This is a genomic window from Pseudomonas sp. P9_31 (genome assembly GCF_034008235.1).
Taxonomy (GTDB): Bacteria; Pseudomonadota; Gammaproteobacteria; order Pseudomonadales; family Pseudomonadaceae; genus Aquipseudomonas.
This window is the reverse complement of record NZ_CP125375.1, coordinates 955,699-978,232: the sequence shown is the minus strand read 5'-3', so window position 1 is coordinate 978,232 and position 22,534 is coordinate 955,699. Positions and strand designations below refer to the sequence as shown.

The window sequence follows — 22,534 nt, the reverse complement described above, 5'->3', positions numbered from 1 at the left end:
GCAGGCCGGACCTATAAACATCCTGAATGAAGAAGCCTGCCGGATACCTCACTAGATGTGGTCGATTCTGGAAGATTCAAGCGTCGTACAGTTGATGTAGATCAGAGAAGTCTAGCGTTCGATCCAGACTAAAGAGGCAAACCGGCCGGTGCGTGGACTGCGGCGGTAAGAAAAGAAACGTGGATCGGTCACGGTGCAGAACCCACCGCCGTAGACAGCCGTTACACCGCGAGCGGCCAGACGCAAACGCGCCAGCTCATAGATGTCGGCCATGAACTTGCCGGCATTCTGGCTCGGCACAAAGGCTTTGGCAGCTTCAGGCAATTGCTGGACGAAGGTTTCGCGCACCTCCGGGCCGACTTCAAAGGCTTGTGGGCCAATGGCCGGGCCGAGCCAGACCAGCACTTCGGCGGGTGGCACGGCCAGACTGTCGAGGGTCGCTTCCAGCACACCCGCCGCCAACCCGCGCCAACCGGCATGGGCGGCGGCAACGCGGGTGCCGGCACGGTCGCAGAACAGCGCTGGCAGACAATCCGCGGTCATTGCCGCGCAGGCGATACCGGGTGTTGACGTCCAGCTGGCGTCGGCAGTGGCTACCTGGCTTGGGTCGGCATGGGCCACGACAATGCCGTGAACCTGCTTTAACCAGGCCGGTTGAATAGAGAAATGATCGGTGAGGCGACGGCGGTTCTCGGCGACGGCTTCGGGGCTGTCGTCGACATGATCGCCGAGGTTGAGGCTGTCGAACGGCGCCAGACTGACGCCGCCCGCACGGGTGGTGACGCAGGCTTTCACCCCGGCAGGCGCAGGCCAGTCGGGAATCAGCCAGTCACTCATCCGATGAACGCCTCGCGGTCTTGCTTGAGCAGCGACAGCAACCAGACGAAGTCGTCGGGCAGTGGCGATTCCCAGCTCATGCGTTTACCGGTAGTCGGATGATCCAGCTCCAGGAACCGCGCATGCAGCGCCTGACGCGGGAAATTCTTCAGGGATTCGACCATGGTCACACTGGCGGCCGGCGGAATACGGAAACGACCGCCATAGGCAGGATCTCCGACCAGCGGGTAGTTGATGTGCGCCATGTGCACGCGAATCTGGTGCGTACGACCGGTTTCCAGCTTCACCCGCACGTGAGTGTGGGAGCGGAAACGCTCGAGCACGCGGTAATGGCTGACGGCTTGCTTGCCACCTTCCATCACGGCCATGCGCTGGCGTTGCTGACCGTGGCGACCGATCGGCGCGTTGATCTTGCCGCCGGCCGTCACCACACCGATCACGATGCACTCGTAGATCCGGCTGACACTCCGGCTCTGCAATTGCGTGACGAGTTGTGTCTGCGCTTGAATGGTCTTGGCCACCACCATCAGACCGGTGGTGTCCTTGTCCAGGCGATGCACGATACCGGCGCGGGGCACATTGATGATGTCCGGCACATGGTGCAGCAAGGCGTTGAGCAAGGTGCCGTCGGCGTGACCGGCGGCCGGATGCACCACCAGGCCCGCAGGCTTGTTGATCACCAGGATGTCGTCGTCTTCATAGACGATGTCCAGCTCGATGTCTTGAGCGATCCATTCGCCCTGAGCTTCCTGCTCGGCAGTCAGCTCAAGAATGGCGCCACCGTGAACGATGTCTCGCGGGCGGATAACCGCCCCATCCACAGTCAGGCGGCCGTCTTTGATCCAGGCGGAAAGGCGCGAGCGCGAGTGCTCAGCGAATAATTGTGCGGCGACTTGATCGAGGCGTTGGCCGCCCAATTCGGACGGCACCTCTGCGCGAAGTTCAATTTTATCGGACATGCTCAGACTAGGCGTCGGCACAGCCTTTGGTTTCGGCTGCGCGCTTGTGGTTAAATACGGCGTCTTTTGCCCCGGAGCTTTTCAACGGGGCGCTCATCATAACAGGACGGCCCCGCCCAAGACAGCGGCCGTCATAGGGACGCAAGCCGCCATGCAAGTGAAACACCTGCTGCTGATCGCCATCCTCGCATTGACCGCTGCTTGCTCATCGAAGGAAGTCGTAGACGAAAACCTGAGCGAAGTCGAGCTGTACCAGCAGGCTCAGCACGATCTGGACAACAATAGCTACACCGCCGCCACAGCCAAGCTGAAGGCGCTGGAGTCGCGTTATCCGTTCGGTCGCTACGCCGATCAGGCTCAACTCGAGCTCATCTACGCCAACTACAAGAACACCGAGCCTGAGGCTGCCAAGTCCGCCGCCGAGCGTTTCATTCGTCTGCACCCGCAGCACCCGAACGTCGATTACGCTTACTACCTCAAGGGCCTGACCTCTTTCGACCAGGACGTCGGCCTGCTGGCGCGCTTCCTGCCGCTGGACATGACCAAGCGTGACCCGGGCGCTGCTCGCGACTCCTACAACGAGTTCGCCCAGCTGACCAGCCGCTTCCCGAACAGCCGCTACTCGCCGGATGCCAAGCAGCGCATGATCTACCTGCGCAACCTGCTGGCTTCCTACGAGATTCACGTTGCCGACTATTACCTGACCCGCCAGGCCTATGTCGCCGCCGCGAACCGTGGTCGTTACGTAGTGGAAAACTTCCAGGAAACCCCTTCGGTCGGTGACGGCCTGGCGGTGATGACCGAAGCCTACCAGCGTCTGCACCTGGACGAACTGGCCGCGACCACTCTCGAAACCCTCAAGCTCAACTACCCGAACCACCCAAGCCTGGTGGATGGTAAGTTCGTGCCATCGGTGGGTGAAGCCGACAACCGTTCGTGGCTGAGCAAGGCCACCCTGGGCCTGATCGAATCCCGTCCGCCACTGCCGCCGGGCGAAACCCGCGCCAACCAGGACGTGCAGAAGCAGTTCCAGGATGCCAAGGACGCGATTCCGAACGAGCTCAAGCCTAAAGATGAAAACGGCGATGTGATCGAAGAACCGGAACCCGAGTCCAGTAACACCGACCGCTCCTGGTTCAGTCACATGACCTTCGGCCTGTTCGACTGACGCCGGGATGTTATGCCGAGAAGGCGCCTTTCGAGGCGCCTTTTTTATTGCCGGACTTTAGGGTGAGCGTATTGCGCTGTGCGCCTGACCCGTCCTTGGCTAAACTGCCAATTCATTAATCAAAAAGCGGCTCACCATGCTTCGTCTATTGTTCTGGATCGCCCTGATTGCCGCTGCGGTATGGTTCTGGCGCAAATTCAAGGGCTCGACGTCGGTTGCCAATACGCCGCGCGAGCAAGATGCTCCGCCCATGGTTCGCTGTGCTCATTGCGGCGTACACCTGCCCCGTGACCGCGCGCTGAGACTTGAACAACAGTGGTATTGCAGCCAGGCTCACCTTGAGCAAGGCCCGGGTTCCAGTGGTCGCTGAGACGCCCAGTCCCGGCAACAAACAGGCCCAGCGATTGCTGCGCCTCTATCACCTCTACCGCTTAAGCATCGGCATCACCTTGGTGCTGTTGATCTCCAGCAACATGGACAACCAGTTGCTGAAGTTCGCCAATGACGACCTGCTGCGCAATGGCAGCTGGTTGTATCTGGTACTGAATATCCTGCTGGTGGTCTTTCTGGGGAACACCCGGCGTCCCTCGCAGCTGTTCAGCCTGGCGCTGGTCGATGTCCTGCTGCTGTGCGGCCTGTTCTACGCCGCAGGCGGCGTGGCCAGCGCCATCGGCAATTTGCTGATCGTGTCGGTGGCCATCAGCAATACCCTGCTGCGCGGGCGTATCGGCCTGCTGATCGCAGCGGTCGGCGCCCTCGGCATCGTCGGTTTGAGCTTCATCCTGAGCTTCAGCCACTCCACCAACCCCAGCGATTACCTGCAAATAGGCACCCTCGGCGCCCTGTGTTTTGCTGCGGCGTTGCTGGTGCAAGGCTTGATCCGACGACTGGAAGTCAGCGAAACCCTGGCGGAGCAGCGGGCCAGCGAAGTACTCGGCCTCGAAGCGCTCAACGCACTGATCCTGCAACGCATGCGCACAGGCATTCTGGTGCTCGACGACCAACGGCGGGTGCAACTGGCCAATCACAGTGCCTTGACCTTGCTCGGGCAGGAAAAGCTGGATGGCCAGTTGATCGACGATTATTCGAAGCCGTTGGTCGAGCGCCTCCAACTGTGGTTCAACAATCCGACTTTGCGCCCGCAAAGCCTGAAAATCGCCAGTAATGGCCTGGAGCTGCAACCAAGCTTCATTGCCCTGGACCAAAGCCCGCACCACCAGACGCTGGTCTTTCTCGAAGACCTCGCCCAAATCGCCCAACAGGCCCAACAACTGAAACTCGCCGCCCTCGGTCGCCTGACCGCCGGTATTGCCCATGAGATCCGCAATCCACTGGGCGCCATTAGTCATGCCGCGCAGTTACTGGAGGAATCCGAGGAACTGAACGGCGCGGATCGGCGTCTGACACAGATTATTCAAGACCACTCTCAGCGAATGAATCGGGTAATCGAAAACGTCCTGCAACTGTCCCGTCGCCAGCAAACCATGCCGCAACGGCTTGATTTGAAGCCGTGGCTGGAGCACTTCGTCGCCGAAACCCGCGAAGGGGCGACCGAGCGTCAGCAGATTCACCTGTGCATTGGTTCGGGAGACTTCAAAACCCTGATGGATCCGAATCAGCTGACCCAGGTTCTCGACAATCTATTGCGCAACGCCTGGCGCCATAGCGCCCTGCAGCACGATCAGGCACAGGCCTGGCTCGAGTTGTTTATCGACCCGGACAGCCAGTTGCCGACCCTTGAAGTCCTGGACGATGGCCCCGGCGTGGCGTCGGACCAGCGTGCACATTTGTTCGAACCGTTCTTTACCACCAGCAGCCAGGGCACCGGCCTGGGGCTTTATCTGTCCCGTGAGCTGTGCGAAAGCAATCAGGCCCGCCTAGACTTCAAACCACGCCAAGGCGGCGGCTGCTTTCGCATCACCTTTGCTCACGGACGGAAACAAAGTTGAACACGAGCCCACGGCAAAAAATCCTGATCGTCGACGATGAACCCGATATCCGCGAACTCCTGGAAATCACCCTGGGACGGATGAAACTCGACACCTTCAGCGCACGCAACCTCGCGGAAGCACAGGCGCTGCTGGCACGGGAGACGTTTGATCTGTGCCTCACCGACATGCGCCTGCCAGACGGCACAGGCCTGGCGCTGGTGCAGCACATCCAGCAGCGCTATGCGCAAGTGCCGGTGGCAATGATCACCGCCTACGGCAGCCTGGAGACGGCAATCAACGCTCTCAAGGCGGGCGCCTTCGACTTTCTGACCAAACCGGTCGACCTCACCCGCCTGCGCGAACTGGTCACCAGCGCCCTGCGCTTGCCCGCGCCGGGCGGCGCCAGCACCGCCATCGATCGGCGCCTGCTGGGCGACTCGCTGCCCATGCGCAGCCTGCGCAAACAAATCGACAAACTGGCCCGCAGCCAGGCCCCGGTGTACATCAGCGGCGAGTCCGGCAGCGGCAAGGAGTTGGTCGCCCGCCTGATCCATGACCAAGGCCCACGTGCCACCCGACCGTTCGTCCCGGTGAACTGTGGAGCGATCCCGTCGGAGTTGATGGAAAGCGAATTTTTCGGCCATCGCAAAGGCAGTTTCAGCGGCGCCATCGAAGACAAACCCGGACTGTTCCAGGCCGCCCATGGCGGCACATTGTTCCTCGACGAAGTGGCTGACCTGCCGCTGGCGATGCAGGTCAAACTGCTGCGGGCGATTCAGGAGAAAGCCGTTCGCAGCATCGGTGGGCAGCAAGAAACCGTGGTCGATGTGCGCATCCTCTGCGCCACCCACAAAGACCTCGGCGCCGAGGTCACCGCCGAACGCTTTCGCCAGGATTTGTACTACCGACTCAATGTGATCGAGCTGCGGGTGCCGCCCTTGCGCGAACGCCGCGACGACATTGAGCTCCTGGCCAGCCATGTACTCAGACGATTGGCGACCGGCACCGGCCAACCCGCCGCAAAACTCCACCCGCAAGCTCTCGATGCACTGAAAAGCTATCGTTTTCCAGGAAACGTGCGGGAATTGGAGAACATGCTTGAGCGGGCCCACACCTTGTGCGAGAACAAACAGATAGAAGCCAGCGACCTGCGACTGACCGAAGGCAACTGTAACCCGGACGGCGGCGTGCCGGACCTGACGCAGATCGACAACCTGGAAGCCTATCTGGAAAATGTCGAACGCAAACTCATCCTCCAGGCTCTCGAGGAAACCCGCTGGAATCGCACAGCGGCGGCTCAGCGGTTGAATTTGTCGTTTCGATCGATGCGTTACAGGCTCAAAAAACTGGGTTTGGATTGAAGGCCTCTTCGCGAGCAAGCCCACACACATTGGATCTTCTGTGGACGTATTACTTGTGCACAGCAGAGATAAAAAGTGGGAGCGGGCTTGCTCGCGAAGACAATCTGAAAGACAACACAGATTCCCCGGTCAGATTCGCCCGGCCGGCGCATACGGCGCAGGGTCGATAATCGGCGCCCGCCCCAGCATCACATCCGCAAACAGCTGACACGACGCCGGCGCCAGCACCAACCCATTGCGGTAATGCCCGCAGTTGAGCCAGAGCCCGTCAAACCCCGGCACCCGACCGATATAGGGAATCCCTTCCGGCGACCCCGGCCGCAACCCGGCCCAATGCCCCATCACCTCGGCATCCGCCAGCGCCGGAATCAACTCCACCGCCGATGCCTTCAGGCTTTCCAACGCCGCTTCGGTCGGTGTCTTGTCGAAGCCTTCATGTTCCAGCGTACTGCCGATCAGAATGTGCCCGTCACGCCGAGGAATGGCATAACGCCCTTTGGCCAGGACCATGCTCGGAAGAAAGTCCGCCGCGCACTTGTAGAGAATCATCTGGCCTTTGACCGGCTCGACCGGCAGCTCCAGGCCCAGGCTTTTCAGCAAGTCACCGCTCCAGGCCCCGGCCGTCAAAACCACCTGATCACCGGCAATGGCCCCTATCGAAGTCTGTACCCCGACCACCGCAGCGCCTTCACGGATAAACCCGCTGACCTCGCACTGCTCATGAATTGTCACGTTCGGCAGCGCCAACAAAGCCGCCCTGAGGGACTTCACCAGCCGTGGATTACGCACATTGGCGACATCAGCCATGTAGATCGCCCGCGAAAAACCAGCGCCCAATACCGGCACCGCATCGTGTGCCGCAGAGATATCCACAGCCCGCAGCGGACGATTTTCCCGTTTGGCCCAGGCGAGCGCTTCGGCTTCGTCATCCAGGTCCAGCCAGTACAACCCGGTGGTGTGCACTTCAGGATCGACACCAGTGGCGGTGAACAGGCGTTCCGCCAGCTGTGGATAAAAATCCTGGGACCAATGAGCCAACGCAGTAACTGCCGGGCTGTAGCGCCACGGGTAGAGCGGCGAGACGATCCCGCCACCGGCCCAGGAGGATTCCTGACCGACACTTGAGCGGTCCAGAAGCACGACGCTCTGTACTTCGGACGCGAGATTGAACGCCGTCAGCAGGCCAATCACCCCGCCGCCGACAATCACCACTTGCTGTTGCCTGCTCATGTTCTGATCCAACCGTTCAATAGACAGAGGGCGCAAAGGGCGCCCGAAAATAAACTCAGCGCCCCCAGCAATCCTTGGTGGTCAGGCCGGACGTTGCATTGACCATGCTTCTGACTCCGGTATTGGTGAGGGTGAAATCACCACACTTATCGCTCGCCATGGTCGAACCGGCTTTGCGTGTTGCCGTCAGCAGGAAGGTCTGATCGGTCAGGGTCGGGGTGATGGTATAGAAATCATTGCCGGCGCTCAGACCGGTGGCATTGGTGTAAACATTATTCTTCGAATAGAAACGCTCCAGAATCTGCGCCTGTTCGGAAAGCAGACCGGCCACTTCAGTACGGCGGCCCTTTTTTACATACTCGGTGAGGCTCGGATAGCCAATGGTGATGACGATCCCGATGATCGCTATCACGATCATGATTTCAATCAGGGTAAAACCTCGGTTGGATCTGCGCATGCCTCACTCTCACTTACTGTATTTGTCGCCACATGATGCGACGGCCGCTGCCGCCACCGGATTTTTCCACCAGAGTGGTCACGCCACCACCGGAGTCGTTCACAATCTTGCGGGTTGCGTCATTGACGACCGCGTTCAGGGTCGGGATACCACCGGTGAAGATCACCCCGCTGGAAATCGTGTCAATGCTGTCGACCACCCCATCGGCATTGGTGTCGAGCACTGCGTAATTGAGCATCTTACCGCTGAACGCATCGAGTTCGACCAGTTTGCCGGTGCCGAAGCCGGCACAGGGGTCCGTCGTGTCCAGACTGGCCGTGGTAAAAACGATGCGCCCCGAGACCAGACTGGCTTGATTGATCACCCGCTCCCCCGTCAAAACATTGTTGTATACCAGCGGCAAGTACCAGCCTTTCTTTGCCGGGTAGGTCACCTCGTTCTGGCTGGTGGTGATGAATTGCCCGGTGCTGCCCGTAAACACCCCGGTCACCGCCTGCGCCTGCAGGCTGGAAGTGGTGATTTGCCCCGTGCCACCTTCGGCATCCCATACCGCGTAGAACGCCTGTAGATCCTTGTTGGTCTTGTCGACGACCTCATTGAGTTTGCCGGTGCCGAAAAACACTTCCTTGCCGCCGGATGGGTGATCAGCCAGCAACGGTTGTGCGGTAATTGGCTGGGTCGTGCCGCCTGCGGTGGTGAACAACGGCTTGCCGGAAAACGCCACGCCCCAGGTGTCGGGGGTGGTGCCACTCAAATCGAACTTCCACAACCGCCCTTTCAAGTCGCCCCCATAGGCAGCCTGTACCACATTCTGCGAGTTGACCCTGAGCTTCACCGACGACAGGCCGTTGGTGGTTTCCGTACTGTCGAGCACGATCTTCTTGATCAGCGAGCCGTCACGGATATCCACCACATACAGCGCTGCGACCCCGGAGTTGCTGCCATAGCCGTTGGAAATAAACGCGGCCCAGCGACCATCAGCCAAGCGTGCCACTTCCGGGCGCGCATAGGCATAACCCAGATCATTGAAAACGTTCGCCGTACTGGCCGTGGCCGGTGCACTGATTTCCCACAGCGCTTTAGTCTCGTTACCGGCCGATGCATCGAACAATTGCAGTGCATAGAAGGTTTTGCCGCCCGCCCCCGTTCCGCCAATCGCCAGGGTTTTCCAGGCGTTGTTGAGCTGGGCATCGAACACGCCGACCGGGCCGTCGACCAGAAACTTGTGGCTCACGCCGTTGATGTAAGTGGGATCAGCGATATCGTTCAGCGATGGCAGCACGCTGGAGGGCATGTAGGCATAACGCCTGACACCGTTGGTCGAGTTGATGACGTTTACAAAACCATCGTTGGCGTTCACCACCAGGCTGGCATTCATGTTGGCGGCTTTGGTGGTCAGGTAGGTGCTGTAGGTGGTGTCACCCACCAGATCGGACGCGGTTTGGTCTGTGGGCGCGGCCAGCACGAGTGGCGAATTGACGATGTCGCCGAGTAATACGCTGCGCACTTTCAACCCGGTTTTGTTGATGCCTTTGCTCCACTCCACCAGATCGCTGCCGGTGATGCCGACGGGCAGTCCCTGATTGAGGGATGCCTGCTGGGTCGGGGAGAAGTTGCTGTAGGCCAGGGTGACAGCAGCGTTGGTCTGGGTATTCCAGGATTGGTAGGTCGGCGCGGTAGCACCGGGCACAATGGAGGTATCGGTCGTCCACAGCACCGCAGCCGTGTTAACCGCACCCGCCGATGTGAAGCCAAAGGACTTGATGGTGCCCCGCCAGTCCTTGGGATCGTAGCTGGTCTGGAAGTAGCTCGAGTTGCTGGTCAGGGTTGTGCCGCTGGCTACGCCACTGCCACCTGAGCCGGCCTTGGAAGTGATGTCGCTCAGGGCCGAAGACAGTGCGCTGTTAAGCCCCGCGCTGCCGGTCGCCTGGTAGTACTTGCCCTGTCCGTAGGTCGCCGCATCCGACAACATCTGGTTTGCCACGGCGAAACCCACGGTATAGGTGTTCATGTTCTGCGTGGGGAAATCCACCGCGTCCCAGCTCTTGCCCGTGGCATCGGTTCCCGTGGAGCGCATGTCGATGTCGAAGGCGAACTTGGCGATGTCATCCAGGTACAGAGTGTCGCCCTCATCGTCGCCGAAGAGGTCGGCGCCATCGTTACTGCTGATACCGTCCCAGTTCGGTAACCGGCTGCCGCCCAGCGGATCGTCGGTCGGAAAGGTATGGTCGAAGGTCGGCAGACCACCGGTAATGACCACGCCGTAATTTCTCTGGCAGCGATACTGAATCGGACTGGTGTAAGTGGCGGGCGTCGAGTTGTTGTATGGCGCCATGCCACGGAAATAGCGGGTGATCTCGTAATAGGCTTCAGCCAACGGCGCATTGGCCTGCGCGCTCAGGTCGTCGATCCCGGCGATCAGTGCGTTGTAATTGGTATCGGCCTGAGCCTGGGTCACGCTGCCGCTGACCGCCGACAAATCGCTGATCGAGCGGGCGATGTAACCGCCGTCATTCTTATGCTTACCGACCGCCAGATTAAACGTCGACAGGCCGATGCGCAGCGAGCGGTTGCTGGCCACCAACGCCTTGGAAACGTTGCGCGCCACGTTCATCCGGTAATCGCTGGGAATCGAACCATCGGTGAAGTCCCGGTCGGAATTGTTGGCCAGGCTGATCAGGTAGGATAAGTAATTCGCCGTATAACGAGTGTCCTCACCCCCCACCGGATCGGGAAGCTTCAGACAGAGTGAATCCAGACCGAGAAAGCTGCTGTTATAAAAACCGTACCATCCTTTCGAACATGTTCCTCGAGTCAAACTCGACAAGGAAATATTGTCATCGGTCATGTCCAGGTCGCGGCCTTTCAGGCACGTACCATTCGAGAGGCAAATAGTCACCGGGGTGCGCGCGACCGTCGGGTCGAAGCCGGCTGCCCAGATAATGTTGTTCATGCTCCCCGAGTCGTCGAGTAACAGCATCACATTGGGGGCCACGGCGGCGGCGTTCAACAGCGGCGAATCCGAGGGCGTGAAGGCGTAAGTCGGCGCGGCCAGATAAAGGCTCATCGCAGCGCCACAGAACAGCTGCAACAACCAACGGCGCCAGCCTGTACGCGCCTCAATATTTCGCATAAATACTCTCCACCACACTGCGCGAGCTGCCCGTGATGCCCACGGCGGTCACCCGGTACAGCGTTGCCGACGTGTTGCTCGGCACGTTCACGGCGGTCAGGGTGGTGCCGATGTTCTGCACCCCGTAAAAGCCGCTGCCGGAGGCGATCCAGGTCACCCCCGAGGAGGAATTGAACCCGGCGACGGTGATGACCGACGCCTCGGCCGGCGGCGCGCATTGGCTGGTGCCACTGCAGACCGGCAATGAATAGCTATTCAGTTGCACCGCACTTTCGCCGACGCGCAACGCCGCTTCCGCGCCCTGAAACGATTGGTTGCGCAGGGTCACGCTACCGGCCATTTTTTCCTGCAACGTAGCGCTCTGCATCGACGAAAGGCCGATCAACGTCAATACCAGAAGAAACACCAGGCTGACCAACAGCGCCATGCCGCGCTGGGCGTGAGGGGTCATGGGAGAAATACTCATCGGCCCTCCTCTCATGGCAACCGGTTGCGCAAGGTGGCAACCACGTTGAAGGTTTGATTGCGTACCCGGTTGTTCGGGTCGGTGAGGGTCAGCGTGAGCCGCACGCTGCGGATTCGCGCCGGATCGGACGGGTTGCCGCTGTAGCTGGAAGCGGACGTATCGGTGGCCGAACTGGCGAGGCCGAAGCTCACGCCAAACGCACTGACATTGTTCACCAATACCTGCTGCGTTGGCGTGCCGGTGCCGGTGCCCATCAGCAGTTGGTTGTTGCTGAAGCTGTAGACCAGCCGCCGGATCGGAATCGCCAACTGCCCCGATGCCGGCGTACGTACACCGGTGTAGGCTGTCGCTGTATTACGGCAGTCGGAAACCACCGTCCAGGTCGGCACCCCGCCACTGCCGCCGACATCCGCGGTGACCAGGGTCAATTTGAGGTTGGCATTGTCCCAACTGATCGGCGTGATCTGGGCGGCGTTGAAATCCCCCGCCGAGCTGGCATCGGTAATCGTACCCAGGCAACCGAACATGCCGACCATGCGGATTTCCTGAATCATCTTGCTCAGGACGAACCGCGCATCTTCCTGCATCCCGGCAGCGGTGTTCTGGCTGACGTAGGTGTTTTTCGCGGCGATGAAAATCTGTGCCACGCCCAGGACCACGATCAGGCTCAACGCCAGGGCGATCAGTAATTCGATCAGGCCGAAACCTTTGCAGGTTCTGGTCATGGTGTCGTCGCCGGATCAACGGTGGCGCGACTGGTGAGGACGAAACTACGGCGCGAGTCGGCGGTATTCGCAGCTCGCGAGTCATCCCAGGTAATGGTGATGGTGTACACCCGCTGGTTTCGGGCGATGCTACCGGTCGCCGTGGCGCCGCCGAAATTGACGATATTGGTGGTGAAGTCGTAGAGGTCCTGATCCCGGGCCACGCTCAGGTTGCCCGAGGTCGGGGGCGTGACGGTGTAATCTGCGCCGGAGTTGGCGCGAATGCGGTCCATCATGTCGTAGGCGATGAAACTTGCCTGACTGGTCATCCGCGAGCTGTCGGTGTACTTCAGCGCATTGAGCTGAATCGCCGCCGCGCCCAACAACCCTACAGCCAGAACCAGCAACGCGACCAATACCTCGATCAGCGTCATGCCCTCCTGTGCACGCTTGCTCCAACCCCTCATCCGCAACTTCCACCCAGTAGAATTCGTCCGTTCAAACACACATTCAGCGTCCTGTTCTGTGCCCCCAGTACATAACTGATCACGACTGCCGTGGACGGCGCCGACAAACCGCCCAGATTGTTGAAATCAATAGCGGTCACTCCTGAGGTTAGCGTCAGAGTTGCACCGCTGCTCATCGCTGGAACAACCCGCAATACATTGGCCGGGTTGCCGGTACCGTCATAAACACTCAGCTCGCCGGTCCAGACACTGCCGCCAGCCGTCGGGCGAACCCGAGTGGTGAGGCCCCGATCAATCGCCTCAAGCCGTGCGTAATTGAGTGCACGTTGCAAGTCGCCGATCTCGGTGTCGGCCTTGTTGCTTTGCACCGAGCGGGTAAACGCCGGAACGGCCAGGGTGATCAGGATCAGAAACACCGCGAGCGTGATCAGCAACTCGATCAGCGTGAAACCTTTTGTACGATGATCCATCGGTGCGCTCCGTTGCCGTCGGCTATACCTGCTTCTACACGCTAGAACATTCGACCGAGGGATGTACGGTTGTTTTGCCATTACTCGCGCAAGGATCGCGCGGGCCGCAGCACTCCAGGGAGGGAGATGACATGCGTCAGCAAGGTTTCAGCCTGATCGAACTGCTCATGGGACTGACGATTGTCGGGATTGTTCTGCAACTGGTCAGTCCGGCGTTCGCCGCCTTTACAGAATCGAACCATCGGGAGCAGGCAGCGCAGTCGATTGCCAGCGGCATACGTAATGCCAGAACCGCTGCCATCACACGCAATCAGAGCGTTGTGATTCACGGCATCAACGGCGACTGGGGTCAGGGCTGGCGGATCATTCTGGATCTCAGCGGCAAAGGCCCGGAGGACAGCAGCAATCCGCTGCTGGTTGAGCGCGCGAGTGGCGCCCGGGTGCCGATTGTCGGCAACTGGCCGGTCAGGCGATACATACGTTTCAACAGTATTGGCGAACCACAGATGCCCGGACGGGCCTTTCAAGCAGGGACACTGCACATTTGCGCAGCCCGCGAACCGGTCTCTCAGCTCCAGGTGGTGCTGGCCGCGACCGGTCGCGTCAGCCTGCGCAGCCATCAGGCTGAGCAGGCGCTGTGTCCAGGAGGGAAAAGCGTTAAAGCAAGGAGCGCACGCGCAGCTCTTTAGGCATGGAGAAGGTGATGTTCTCTTCGCGGCCGGCCAGTTCATCGGCACCGGTGGCGCCCCAGGCCTGCAATTGCTGAATCACGCCACGCACCAGCACTTCCGGAGCGGAGGCACCGGCGGTGATACCAATACGCTCGACACCGTCGAACCAGCTCTTTTGCAGGTCTTCGGCGCCGTCGATCAGATAGGCCGGGGTAGCCATGCGTTCGGCCAGTTCACGCAGACGATTGGAGTTGGAGCTGTTCGGGCTACCGACCACCAGCACCACGTCGCATTCGTCGGCCAGTTGTTTGACGGCGTCTTGACGGTTTTGCGTGGCGTAGCAGATGTCGTCCTTGCGCGGACCGCCGATCGCCGGGAAACGTGTACGCAGAGCGTCGATCACGCGGCTGGTATCGTCCATGGACAGGGTGGTCTGGGTAACGAAGGCCAGCCTTTCAGGGTTGTTCACCTGCAACGCTGCGACGTCTTTTTCGTCTTCGACCAGATAGATCGCGCCACCATTGCTGCCATCGTACTGGCCCATGGTGCCTTCGACTTCCGGGTGGCCGGCATGGCCGATGAGGATGCATTCACGGCCGTCGCGGCTGTAACGCGCGACTTCGATGTGCACCTTGGTCACCAGCGGACAGGTAGCGTCGAACACCTTCAGGCCACGGCCTGCGGCTTCGGTGCGCACGGCCTGGGAAACCCCGTGGGCACTGAAGATCACGATCACGTCGTCCGGCACCTGATCCAGTTCCTCGACGAAGATTGCCCCACGGGCGCGCAGGTCTTCGACAACGAATTTGTTGTGGACCACTTCATGGCGCACGTAGATCGGCGGCCCGAAGACTTCCAGGGCGCGGTTGACGATTTCGATCGCCCGGTCCACACCGGCGCAGAAGCCACGGGGGTTGGCGAGTTTGATTTGCATGCTGTGCCTCGTGTCTTGCGCGCAAGAAATAGCGAAACAGTGAAAAACCAATTGTGGGAGCGAGCCTGCTCGCGATGGCGGAGTGTCAGTCAACATCAATGTTGAATGTCAGGTACTCATCGCGAGCAGGCTCGCTCCCACATTTTTCCGTATTCGGTCAGTTACAGCGCCTTGACGTTGATGATCTCGACGTCAAAGGTCAAGGTTTTGCCGGCGAGCGGGTGGTTGAAGTCGATGGTCACTTGCGCGTCATCAAATTCCTTCACCACGCCTGGCAGCTCGGTATTGGCCGCATCGTTGAAGATCACCAGCAGTCCTGGCGACAGTTCCATGTCCTGGAACTGCGAGCGCGGGATGATCTGCACATTTTGCGGATTAGGTTGACCAAAGGCGTTTTCCGGCTCGACGGTCAGGCTGCGCTTGTCGCCGGCCTTGAAGCCGAACAGCGCGGCTTCGAAGCCTGGCAACAGGTTGCCGTCGCCGACCTTGAAGGTCGCCGGGGCTTTGTCGAAGGTACTGTCGACGGTGTCGCCGTTCTCCAGGCGCAATGCAAAGTGCAAGGTGACTTCCGTGTTCTGGCCAATGCGTTGCTCAGCCAATACCTGCTCAGTCATGAACGGTTTCTCCGGTCTTCTTACTTTTGAACATATCCAGCGCAAGCATCACGGCACCGACAGAAATTGCGCTGTCGGCAAAGTTGAACGCCGGGAAATACCAGCGGTTCTGCCAGTGCACCAGAATGAAATCGATCACATGGCCCAGGGCAATGCGGTCGTACAGATTGCCCAGCGCGCCACCCAGCACCAAGGCCAGCGCAATCGCCAGCCAGGTTTCGTTGCGTCCCAGGCGCTTGAGCCAGATCACCAGCACCGCGCTGACCACCACCGCGATCAAGGCGAACAGCCAACGCTGCCAGCCCGAGCTATCGGCCAGGAAGCTGAACGCCGCGCCAGTGTTGTAGGCCAGGGTCCAGCTGAACAAATCGGGGATCACCACGATTTGCTGGTACATCTCGAGCTTGCCTTCGAAGTAGAACTTGCTGGCCTGGTCAATGACCAGGACCAGCAAACTCAACCAGAGCCAGCTCAGCCGTCCGAAACGGCCAACGGCATTAGGCATAGTGACGAACCTCGCCCGCGCCGCTGATGTTATCGACGCAACGACCGCAGATTTCCGGACGCTCCGGGTTCACGCCGACGTCTTCACGGCAATGCCAGCAACGGGCGCACTTGGCGAAGCCCGACTTGACCACTTTGAGCTTCAGGCCGCTGACTTCGGTGACCACCGCGTCGGCCGGCGCCTGCACGAACGGTGCAACGCTGGCGGTCGAGGTGATCAGCACGAAGCGCAGTTCGTTGCTCAGCTTGGCCAGATCGGCACTCAGCGCGTCTTCGGCGAACAGTGTCACTTCGGCTTGCAGGTTGCCACCGACAGCCTTCGCCGCGCGCTGGATTTCCATTTCCTTGTTGACCGCCACCTTCACCGCCATGATCCGCTCCCAGTAGGCGCGGTCCAGCTCGAAGCCTTCCGGCAGTTCAGTCAGGCCTTCGTACCAGGTGTTGAGCATCACAGACTCGTTACGCTCGCCCGGCAGGTACTGCCACAGCTCGTCGGCGGTGAACGCCAGGATCGGCGCGATCCAGCGCACCAGCGCTTCGCTGATGTGGAACAGCGCGGTTTGGCACGAACGACGGGCCTTGCTGTCGGCGCCAGTGGTGTACTGACGGTCCTTGATGATGTCCAGGTAGAAACCGCCCAACTCCTGCACGCAGAAGTTGTGGATCTTGGAGTAAACGTTCCAGAAGCGGTATTCGCCGTAGTGCTCCTGCAGCTCGCGTTGCAGCAACAGGGTACGGTCCACGGCCCAACGGTCCAGGGCGAGCATTTCTTCGGCCGGCAGGATGTCGGTGGCCGGGTTGAAACCGGTCAGGTTGGAAAGCAGGAAGCGCGCGGTGTTACGGATACGCCGGTAGGCGTCCGCACTGCGTTGCAGGATCTGCTCGGAAACCGCCATTTCACCCGAATAGTCGGTAGAAGCGACCCACAGACGCATGATATCGGCGCCCAGGGTGTCGTTGACCTTCTGCGGCGCGATTACGTTGCCCAGGGACTTGGACATTTTGCGACCGGATTCGTCAACGGTGAAACCGTGGGTCAGCAGCTCGCGGTACGGCGCGTGGTCGTCGATGGCGCAACCGGTCAGCAACGACGAGTGGAACCAGCCGCGGTGCTGGTCCGAGCCTTCCAGGTACAGGTCGGCGCGTGGACCGGTCTCGTGGCCCATCGGGTGCGAACCGCGCAGGACGTGCCAGTGCGTGGTGCCCGAGTCGAACCAGACGTCCAGGGTGTCGCTGATCTTGTCGTACAGCGGCGCTTCTTCACCGAGCAACTCGGCGGCGTCCATCTTGAACCAGGCTTCGATACCTTCGACTTCGACGCGCTGGGCGACGATTTCCATCAGCTCGACGGTGCGTGGGTGCAGTTCGCCGCTTTCCTTGTTCAGGAAGAACGGGATCGGCACACCCCAGTTACGCTGACGGGAGATGCACCAGTCCGGACGGTTGGCGATCATCGAGTGCAGACGCGCCTGGCCCCAGGCCGGAACGAACTTGGTGTCTTCGATGGCTTTGATTGCGCGTTTGCGCAGGGTGTCGCCAGTCGTCGGCTCTTTGTCCATGCCGATGAACCACTGCGCGGTGGCGCGGTAGATCAGCGGGGTCTTGTGACGCCAGCAGTGCATGTAGCTGTGTTCGATGGTGGTAGTGTGCAGCAGCGCGCCGACTTCGGTCAGTTTGTCGACGATGGCCGGGTTGGCCTTCCAGATGAACTGGCCGCCGAAGAACTCCAGCGACGGCACATACACGCCATTGCTTTGTACCGGGTTCAGGATGTCGTCGTTGACCATGCCGTAGGCTTTGCAGGTCACGAAGTCGTCCACGCCGTAGGCTGGCGCGGAGTGGACCACGCCAGTGCCCGCGCCCAGTTCGACGTAGTCGGCCAGGTAAACCGGCGACAGACGATCGTAGAACGGGTGACGGAAGTTGATCAGTTCCAGTGCTTTACCGGTGGTGGTCGCAACGACCGAACCTTCCAGGTTGTAACGGGCCAGGCAGGACTCGACCAGCTCTTCAGCCAGCACCAGCAGCTTGTCGCCGACGTCGACCAGGGCGTAATTGAATTCCGGGTGAACGTTCAACGCCTGGTTGGCCGGGATGGTCCACGGGGTGGTGGTCCAGATCACGATCGAGGCGGGTTTGCCCAGCGATGGCAGACCGAACGCGGCGGCCAGTTTGGCTTCGTCGGTGATCGGGAACGCCACGTCGATGGTCGCGGATTTTTTGTTCTCGTACTCGACTTCCGCTTCAGCCAGGGCCGAACCGCAGTCAAAGCACCAGTTCACAGGCTTCAGGCCTTTGAACACGAAGCCGCCCTTGACGATTTCCGCCAGGGCGCGGATTTCACCGGCCTCGTTTTTGAAGTCCATGGTCTTGTACGGGTTGGCGAAGTCGCCCAACACGCCCAGACGGATGAATTCGGACTTCTGGCCTTCGATCTGCTCGGTGGCATAGGCACGGCACAGTTCGCGGGTTTTGTCGGCGCCCAGGTTCTTGCCGTGGGTCACTTCGACTTTGTGCTCGATCGGCAGACCGTGGCAGTCCCAGCCCGGCACATAAGGCGCGTCGAAACCCGACAGGGTTTTCGAGCGGATGATCATGTCCTTGAGGATTTTGTTCAGCGCATGACCGATGTGAATCGTGCCGTTGGCGTACGGAGGACCGTCGTGCAGGACGAACTTCGGACGATCCTTGCCAATCTCGCGCAACTTACCGTACAGGCCAATGCTGTCCCAGCGCTGCAGAATCTGCGGTTCGCGCTGAGGCAGGCCGGCCTTCATTGGGAAGGCGGTGTCCGGAAGGTTTAGCGTGGCTTTGTAGTCGGTCATTTAAGGCTCTTCATTAGCGATTGGCGCTAGGTGCGACAGGGCACGGGCGGCGGCAACATCCGCATTGATCGCCGTCTTAAGCGCCTCCAGAGAGGCGAAACGCTGCTCTTCACGCAGCTTGTGGTGGAAAACCACCGTCAAACGCCGGTCATACAGATCGCCGGCAAAATCTAAAAGGTGTACTTCGAGGTGGGCTTTGCCATCCCCTTCGACCGTTGGCCGTACGCCGATATTGGCGACACCTGGCCAGGTCTTGCCGTCGATGTCGACGTTGACCAGGTAAACCCCGCTCAGCGGCACACGACGACGCTTGAGCTGCACGTTGACCGTGGGCGTACCCAGCTGGCGCGCCAGCTTCTGGCCGTGCAGGACTCGCCCGGCAATCCGGTACGGACGACCGAGCAACTGCTCGGCCAAGGCAAAATCGGCAGCGGCCAGGGCATTACGCACCTGAGTGCTGCTGACACGAATGCCGTCCATCTCGACGGTCTGCGCCGCTTCGACGGTAAACCCCTGAAGGGCGCCGGCCTGCTGCAGGAAATCGAAATCCCCCAGCCGGTCACAGCCGAAACGGAAATCGTCACCGACTTCCAGATGCTGCACGCCGAGGCCGTCCACCAGAATAGTATCGACGAACTCTCTGGCGCTGAGTTTGCTCAGTCGCTGATTGAAAGCCAGGCACAGCACCCGATCGACACCTTCTTCGGCCAGCAACTGCAGTTTGTCCCGCAGGCGGGCCAGACGGGCCGGGGCGGTGTCCGGGGCGAAGAACTCTCGCGGCTGCGGCTCGAAAATCACCACGCAGCTGGGCACGCCCAACTCGAGCGCACGCTCACGCAGCCGGGCCAGGATAGCCTGGTGACCACGGTGAACACCGTCAAAGTTGCCAATAGTGGCGACACAGCCCCGATGCTGGGGGCGCAGGTTGTGGAGGCCTCGAACCAGCTGCATAACGCGCTTCTTGCTCATAAAGTGGTCGATTATAACCACACCCGGCGGCCGACGACAGGCAACACCGTAACCCAAAGTGATCGAGCCGACAAAACCGTCGGCCCGCCCGTATTTATCGAGACAAAAGCCTCAGCTCAATGCCTTGCGATTGAAGTCGCGCAAACGGAAGCCCATCAACAGCAACATGCCGAAATACGCCACCACGCCGGCGATCACCAACGCGCCCAGACGCAGCAGGCGCTCAAGCATATGCCCCTGCTCCCAGGCCGGCATAAAGTGCATCGCACCCAGCAATACCGCGGACATCACCGCGACCGCCACCAACAGTTTGAGCCCGAACTTCGCCCAGCCCGGTTGTGGCTGATACATCTGCTGCTTGCGCAGTTGATAGAACAGCAGCCCGGCGTTGATGCAGGCCCCCGCGCTGATGGCCAGGGCCAGACCGGCGTGAGCCAACGGCCCGATCAGCACCAGGTTGAACAGCTGGGTGACGATCAGGGTGAAAATCGCGATTTTTACCGGGGTGCGAATGTTTTGTTGCGCATAAAAGCCCGGCGCCAGCACTTTGATCACGATAATCCCCAGCAAACCGACGGAATAAGCGATTAACGCGCGCTGGGTCATGGCCGCGTCAAAAGCGCTGAACTGGCCGTACTGAAACAACGAAACCGTCAGCGGCTCTGCCAGAATCCCCAGCGCCAGAGAGCACGGCAACACCAGCATGAAGCACAGGCGCAGCCCCCAATCGAGTATCCGTGAATATTCGTGGCGATCCTGGCTGGCGTAAGTCTTGGCCAGGGTCGGCAGCAAAATCGTTCCCAGTGCCACACCCAGCACGCCGGATGGCAATTCCATCAGACGGTCGGCGTAATACATCCAGGACACGGAACCGGCCACCAGAAACGAAGCGAATATGGTGTTGATGATCAGCGAAATCTGGCTCACCGAAACGCCAATGATCGCCGGCAGCATCTGTTTCATGACCCGCCAGACACCGCTATCGCGCAGGTTCAGGCGCGGCAGCACCAGCATGCCGATCTTTTTCAGGTGTGGCAGCTGGAACAGCAACTGCGCCAGCCCCCCCACCAGAACGGCCCAGCCCAGCGCCATCACCGGCGGATCGAAGTACGGCGTCAGGAACACCGAAAAGATGATCATGCTGACATTGAGCAGGGTCGGCACGAAGGCCGGCACCGAGAAGCGGTTCCAGGTGTTGAGGATCGCTCCGGCCAATGAAGACAGCGAGATCAGCAATATATAAGGAAAAGTGACCCGTAACAGGTCGGTGGTCAGCTCGAATTTTTCCGGAGAATCGACGAAACCCGGTGCCGTGGCCCAGATAACCCAGGGCGCGGCAAGCATGCCCAACGCGGTGACCAGCGCCAGCACCAGCGTCAGCAGGCCCGAGACGTAGGCAATGAAGGTTCGCGTCGCCTCCTCACCCTTCTGGCTTTTGTATTCGGCAAGAATCGGCACGAAGGCTTGGGAAAACGCCCCTTCGGCGAAGATCCGCCGCAGTAGATTGGGCAGTTTGAAGGCGATAAAGAAGGCGTCGGTCGCCATCCCCGCACCAAATGCACGGGCGATTAGGGTGTCACGAACAAACCCCAACACCCGGGAAAGCATCGTGATAGAGCTGACAGCGGCCAACGATTTGAGCAGATTCATTGAAAGAGTTTTTGCCTGTCGATAAACAGCAGGCGAACAACGCGCCCACTTATGCGATACTCCGCGCCGCAACAGCACAGAGCCAAAGCTCGCGAGTTTACAGGTCGCACGCCGGAAAGAAATATCCCGGCGCTCCATACCTGCCACTTAGCGGATCGTTTCAACCGCCCTTGACAAGACATCAACTCATCGGCATGATTCGCGGCCTATTTTGTTTGCTATTTCCTAAAAAGTCTTTCGAGGAGCTCGACGGTGGCCAACACACCTTCCGCCAAAAAACGTGCAAAACAGGCTGAGAAGCGTCGCAGCCACAACGCCAGCCTGCGTTCCATGGTTCGTACCTACATCAAGAATGTAGTTAAAGCCATCGACGCAAAAGACGCTGAAAAAGCTCAAGCTGCTTACGTTCTGGCCGTGCCAGTTATCGACCGTATGGCCGATAAAGGCATCATCCACAAGAACAAAGCTGCTCGTCATAAGAGCCGCCTGAATGGCCACGTAAAGGCCCTGAACGTTGCCGCTGCTGCCTAAGCGACACGCTCATTAAAAAACCGACCTCAGGGTCGGTTTTTTATTGCCTGCGATTTATCGAATACACCGCAAAAAAATGTGGGAGCGAGCCTGCTCGCGATAACGGCCCGACATTCAGCACCCATGTTGGCTGTATGTCCGCTATCGCGAGCAGGCTCGCTCCCACATTTGGATCTTCGCTGACTTACTGAGCGTGCGTCCATGGCAGAATCGGAATCGCCGTCACCGCATTCTGCGGGCTGCCCTCGATCAAACGATCACTGTAGACCAGATACACCAGCGTATTGCGCTTCTTGTCGAGGAAGCGCACCACCTGCATGGTCTTGAATACCAGCGAGGTGCGCTCCTTGAACACCTCCTCGCCATCCTTGAGCTCACCCTTGAAATTGATCAGCCCGACCTGACGGCAGGCAATCGACGCCTCAGCACGATCCTCGGCCAAGCCCAACCCACCTTTCACGCCGCCAGTTTTGGCCCGGGACAGGTAGCAGGTCACCCCCTCAACCTTCGGATCATCAAACGCCTCGACAACGATACGGTCGTTCGGGCCGACGAACTTGAACACCGTCGACACCTGACCAATTTCCTCAGCCGAGGCCAGCAGCGGCATCGCCAACAACAAGCTTAATAATCCTTTTGCCATACGCATTCAG

22 protein-coding genes are annotated in these 22,534 nt (G+C 59.9%); 6 read left to right on the top strand and 16 right to left on the bottom strand.

The window, feature by feature from the left end:
* Positions 1-111 precede the first annotated feature (111 nt).
* Together pgeF and rluD are read right to left on the bottom strand one after the other, a co-directional pair.
* On the bottom strand, positions 112-837 hold the full coding sequence (gene pgeF / locus QMK51_RS04490) for a peptidoglycan editing factor PgeF (RefSeq protein ID WP_258699019.1): 726 nt from the start codon (positions 835-837) through the stop codon (positions 112-114).
* On the bottom strand, positions 834-1,796 hold the full coding sequence (rluD, locus tag QMK51_RS04485) for a 23S rRNA pseudouridine(1911/1915/1917) synthase RluD (RefSeq protein ID WP_007901932.1): 963 nt from the start codon (positions 1,794-1,796) through the stop codon (positions 834-836). The genes pgeF and rluD overlap by 4 nt, the downstream gene beginning before the upstream one ends.
* Positions 1,797-1,947: 151 nt before the next feature.
* Between rluD and QMK51_RS04480 the strand changes: the two genes are divergently transcribed.
* The 4 genes from QMK51_RS04480 to QMK51_RS04465 all read left to right on the top strand — a co-directional run bounded on the left by QMK51_RS04480 (position 1,948) and on the right by QMK51_RS04465 (position 6,256).
* Entirely contained in the window at positions 1,948-2,964 is a 1,017-nt protein-coding gene (locus QMK51_RS04480) for an outer membrane protein assembly factor BamD (protein ID WP_320393269.1), read from the top strand.
* A gap of 136 nt (positions 2,965-3,100) precedes the next feature.
* Positions 3,101-3,334: a PP0621 family protein gene (locus QMK51_RS04475; protein WP_258699017.1), complete on the top strand. Its 234-nt coding sequence runs from the start codon at positions 3,101-3,103 to the stop codon at positions 3,332-3,334.
* The gene (locus QMK51_RS04470) at positions 3,324-4,913 is read left to right on the top strand and encodes an ATP-binding protein (RefSeq protein ID WP_320394477.1); all 1,590 of its coding nucleotides are present in this window, start codon (positions 3,324-3,326) and stop codon (positions 4,911-4,913) included. The genes QMK51_RS04475 and QMK51_RS04470 overlap by 11 nt, the downstream gene beginning before the upstream one ends.
* Positions 4,910-6,256, top strand: a complete 1,347-nt coding sequence (locus QMK51_RS04465) for a sigma-54 dependent transcriptional regulator (RefSeq protein ID WP_320393268.1) — start codon at positions 4,910-4,912, stop codon at positions 6,254-6,256. Before QMK51_RS04470 ends, QMK51_RS04465 begins: the two co-directional genes overlap by 4 nt.
* 129 nt (positions 6,257-6,385) lie before the next feature.
* Here the strand turns inward: QMK51_RS04465 and thiO are convergent, their stop codons facing one another.
* The 7 genes from thiO to QMK51_RS04430 are packed head-to-tail and all read right to left on the bottom strand — an operon-like array spanning position 6,386 to position 13,183.
* Entirely contained in the window at positions 6,386-7,486 is a 1,101-nt protein-coding gene (gene thiO, locus QMK51_RS04460; RefSeq protein ID WP_320393267.1) for a glycine oxidase ThiO, read from the bottom strand.
* Positions 7,487-7,541: 55 nt separating this feature from the next.
* Entirely contained in the window at positions 7,542-7,943 is a 402-nt protein-coding gene (locus tag QMK51_RS04455) for a type IV pilin protein (RefSeq protein WP_258699014.1), read from the bottom strand.
* A gap of 13 nt (positions 7,944-7,956) precedes the next feature.
* Complete coding sequence (locus QMK51_RS04450; protein ID WP_320393266.1) at positions 7,957-11,076, bottom strand: pilus assembly protein; 3,120 nt, start codon at positions 11,074-11,076, stop codon at positions 7,957-7,959.
* Positions 11,063-11,542, bottom strand: a complete 480-nt coding sequence (locus tag QMK51_RS04445) for a PilX N-terminal domain-containing pilus assembly protein (RefSeq protein ID WP_320393265.1) — start codon at positions 11,540-11,542, stop codon at positions 11,063-11,065. The genes QMK51_RS04450 and QMK51_RS04445 overlap by 14 nt, the downstream gene beginning before the upstream one ends.
* A gap of 11 nt (positions 11,543-11,553) precedes the next feature.
* A complete protein-coding gene (locus QMK51_RS04440) occupies positions 11,554-12,267 on the bottom strand; it encodes a PilW family protein (RefSeq protein WP_320393264.1) in 714 nt (237 codons plus the stop codon).
* Entirely contained in the window at positions 12,264-12,713 is a 450-nt protein-coding gene (gene pilV, locus QMK51_RS04435; RefSeq protein ID WP_320393263.1) for a type IV pilus modification protein PilV, read from the bottom strand. Before pilV ends, QMK51_RS04440 begins: the two co-directional genes overlap by 4 nt.
* Positions 12,710-13,183, bottom strand: a complete 474-nt coding sequence (locus tag QMK51_RS04430) for a GspH/FimT family pseudopilin (protein WP_320393262.1) — start codon at positions 13,181-13,183, stop codon at positions 12,710-12,712. Before QMK51_RS04430 ends, pilV begins: the two co-directional genes overlap by 4 nt.
* Positions 13,184-13,314: 131 nt before the next feature.
* Here QMK51_RS04430 and QMK51_RS04425 point away from each other — a divergent pair, with 131 nt between their 5' ends.
* Positions 13,315-13,872 carry a GspH/FimT family pseudopilin gene (locus QMK51_RS04425; protein ID WP_320394476.1) on the top strand — a complete coding sequence of 186 codons (558 nt, stop codon included), beginning with the start codon at positions 13,315-13,317 and terminating at the stop codon, positions 13,870-13,872.
* Here the strand turns inward: QMK51_RS04425 and ispH are convergent.
* The 6 genes from ispH to murJ form a co-directional block, all read right to left on the bottom strand.
* Positions 13,841-14,788 (bottom strand): 4-hydroxy-3-methylbut-2-enyl diphosphate reductase, encoded by a 948-nt coding sequence (ispH, locus tag QMK51_RS04420; protein ID WP_008008700.1) that lies wholly within the window; start codon positions 14,786-14,788, stop codon positions 13,841-13,843. The genes QMK51_RS04425 and ispH overlap by 32 nt on opposite strands.
* 161 nt (positions 14,789-14,949) lie before the next feature.
* Positions 14,950-15,387, bottom strand: coding sequence for an FKBP-type peptidyl-prolyl cis-trans isomerase (gene fkpB / locus QMK51_RS04415; RefSeq protein ID WP_320394475.1), 438 nt, complete (start codon positions 15,385-15,387; stop codon positions 14,950-14,952).
* A 7-nt stretch (positions 15,388-15,394) separates the two neighbouring features.
* Complete coding sequence (gene lspA, locus QMK51_RS04410) at positions 15,395-15,907, bottom strand: signal peptidase II (RefSeq protein WP_320393261.1); 513 nt, start codon at positions 15,905-15,907, stop codon at positions 15,395-15,397.
* On the bottom strand, positions 15,900-18,731 hold the full coding sequence (gene ileS / locus QMK51_RS04405) for an isoleucine--tRNA ligase (protein ID WP_320393260.1): 2,832 nt from the start codon (positions 18,729-18,731) through the stop codon (positions 15,900-15,902). Before ileS ends, lspA begins: the two co-directional genes overlap by 8 nt.
* Positions 18,732-19,682: a bifunctional riboflavin kinase/FAD synthetase gene (gene ribF / locus QMK51_RS04400; RefSeq protein WP_258699007.1), complete on the bottom strand. Its 951-nt coding sequence runs from the start codon at positions 19,680-19,682 to the stop codon at positions 18,732-18,734. It lies immediately after the preceding gene.
* Between the two features lie 129 nt (positions 19,683-19,811).
* On the bottom strand, positions 19,812-21,350 hold the full coding sequence (gene murJ / locus QMK51_RS04395) for a murein biosynthesis integral membrane protein MurJ (RefSeq protein ID WP_320393259.1): 1,539 nt from the start codon (positions 21,348-21,350) through the stop codon (positions 19,812-19,814).
* Between the two features lie 252 nt (positions 21,351-21,602).
* Here murJ and rpsT point away from each other — a divergent pair, with 252 nt between their 5' ends.
* Positions 21,603-21,881 carry a 30S ribosomal protein S20 gene (gene rpsT, locus QMK51_RS04390; RefSeq protein WP_003185593.1) on the top strand — a complete coding sequence of 93 codons (279 nt, stop codon included), beginning with the start codon at positions 21,603-21,605 and terminating at the stop codon, positions 21,879-21,881.
* 184 nt (positions 21,882-22,065) lie between these two features.
* On the opposite strand, the gene QMK51_RS04385 is transcribed toward rpsT, so the two are convergent.
* Positions 22,066-22,530 (bottom strand): CreA family protein, encoded by a 465-nt coding sequence (locus tag QMK51_RS04385; RefSeq protein ID WP_320393258.1) that lies wholly within the window; start codon positions 22,528-22,530, stop codon positions 22,066-22,068.
* Positions 22,531-22,534 lie beyond the last annotated feature (4 nt).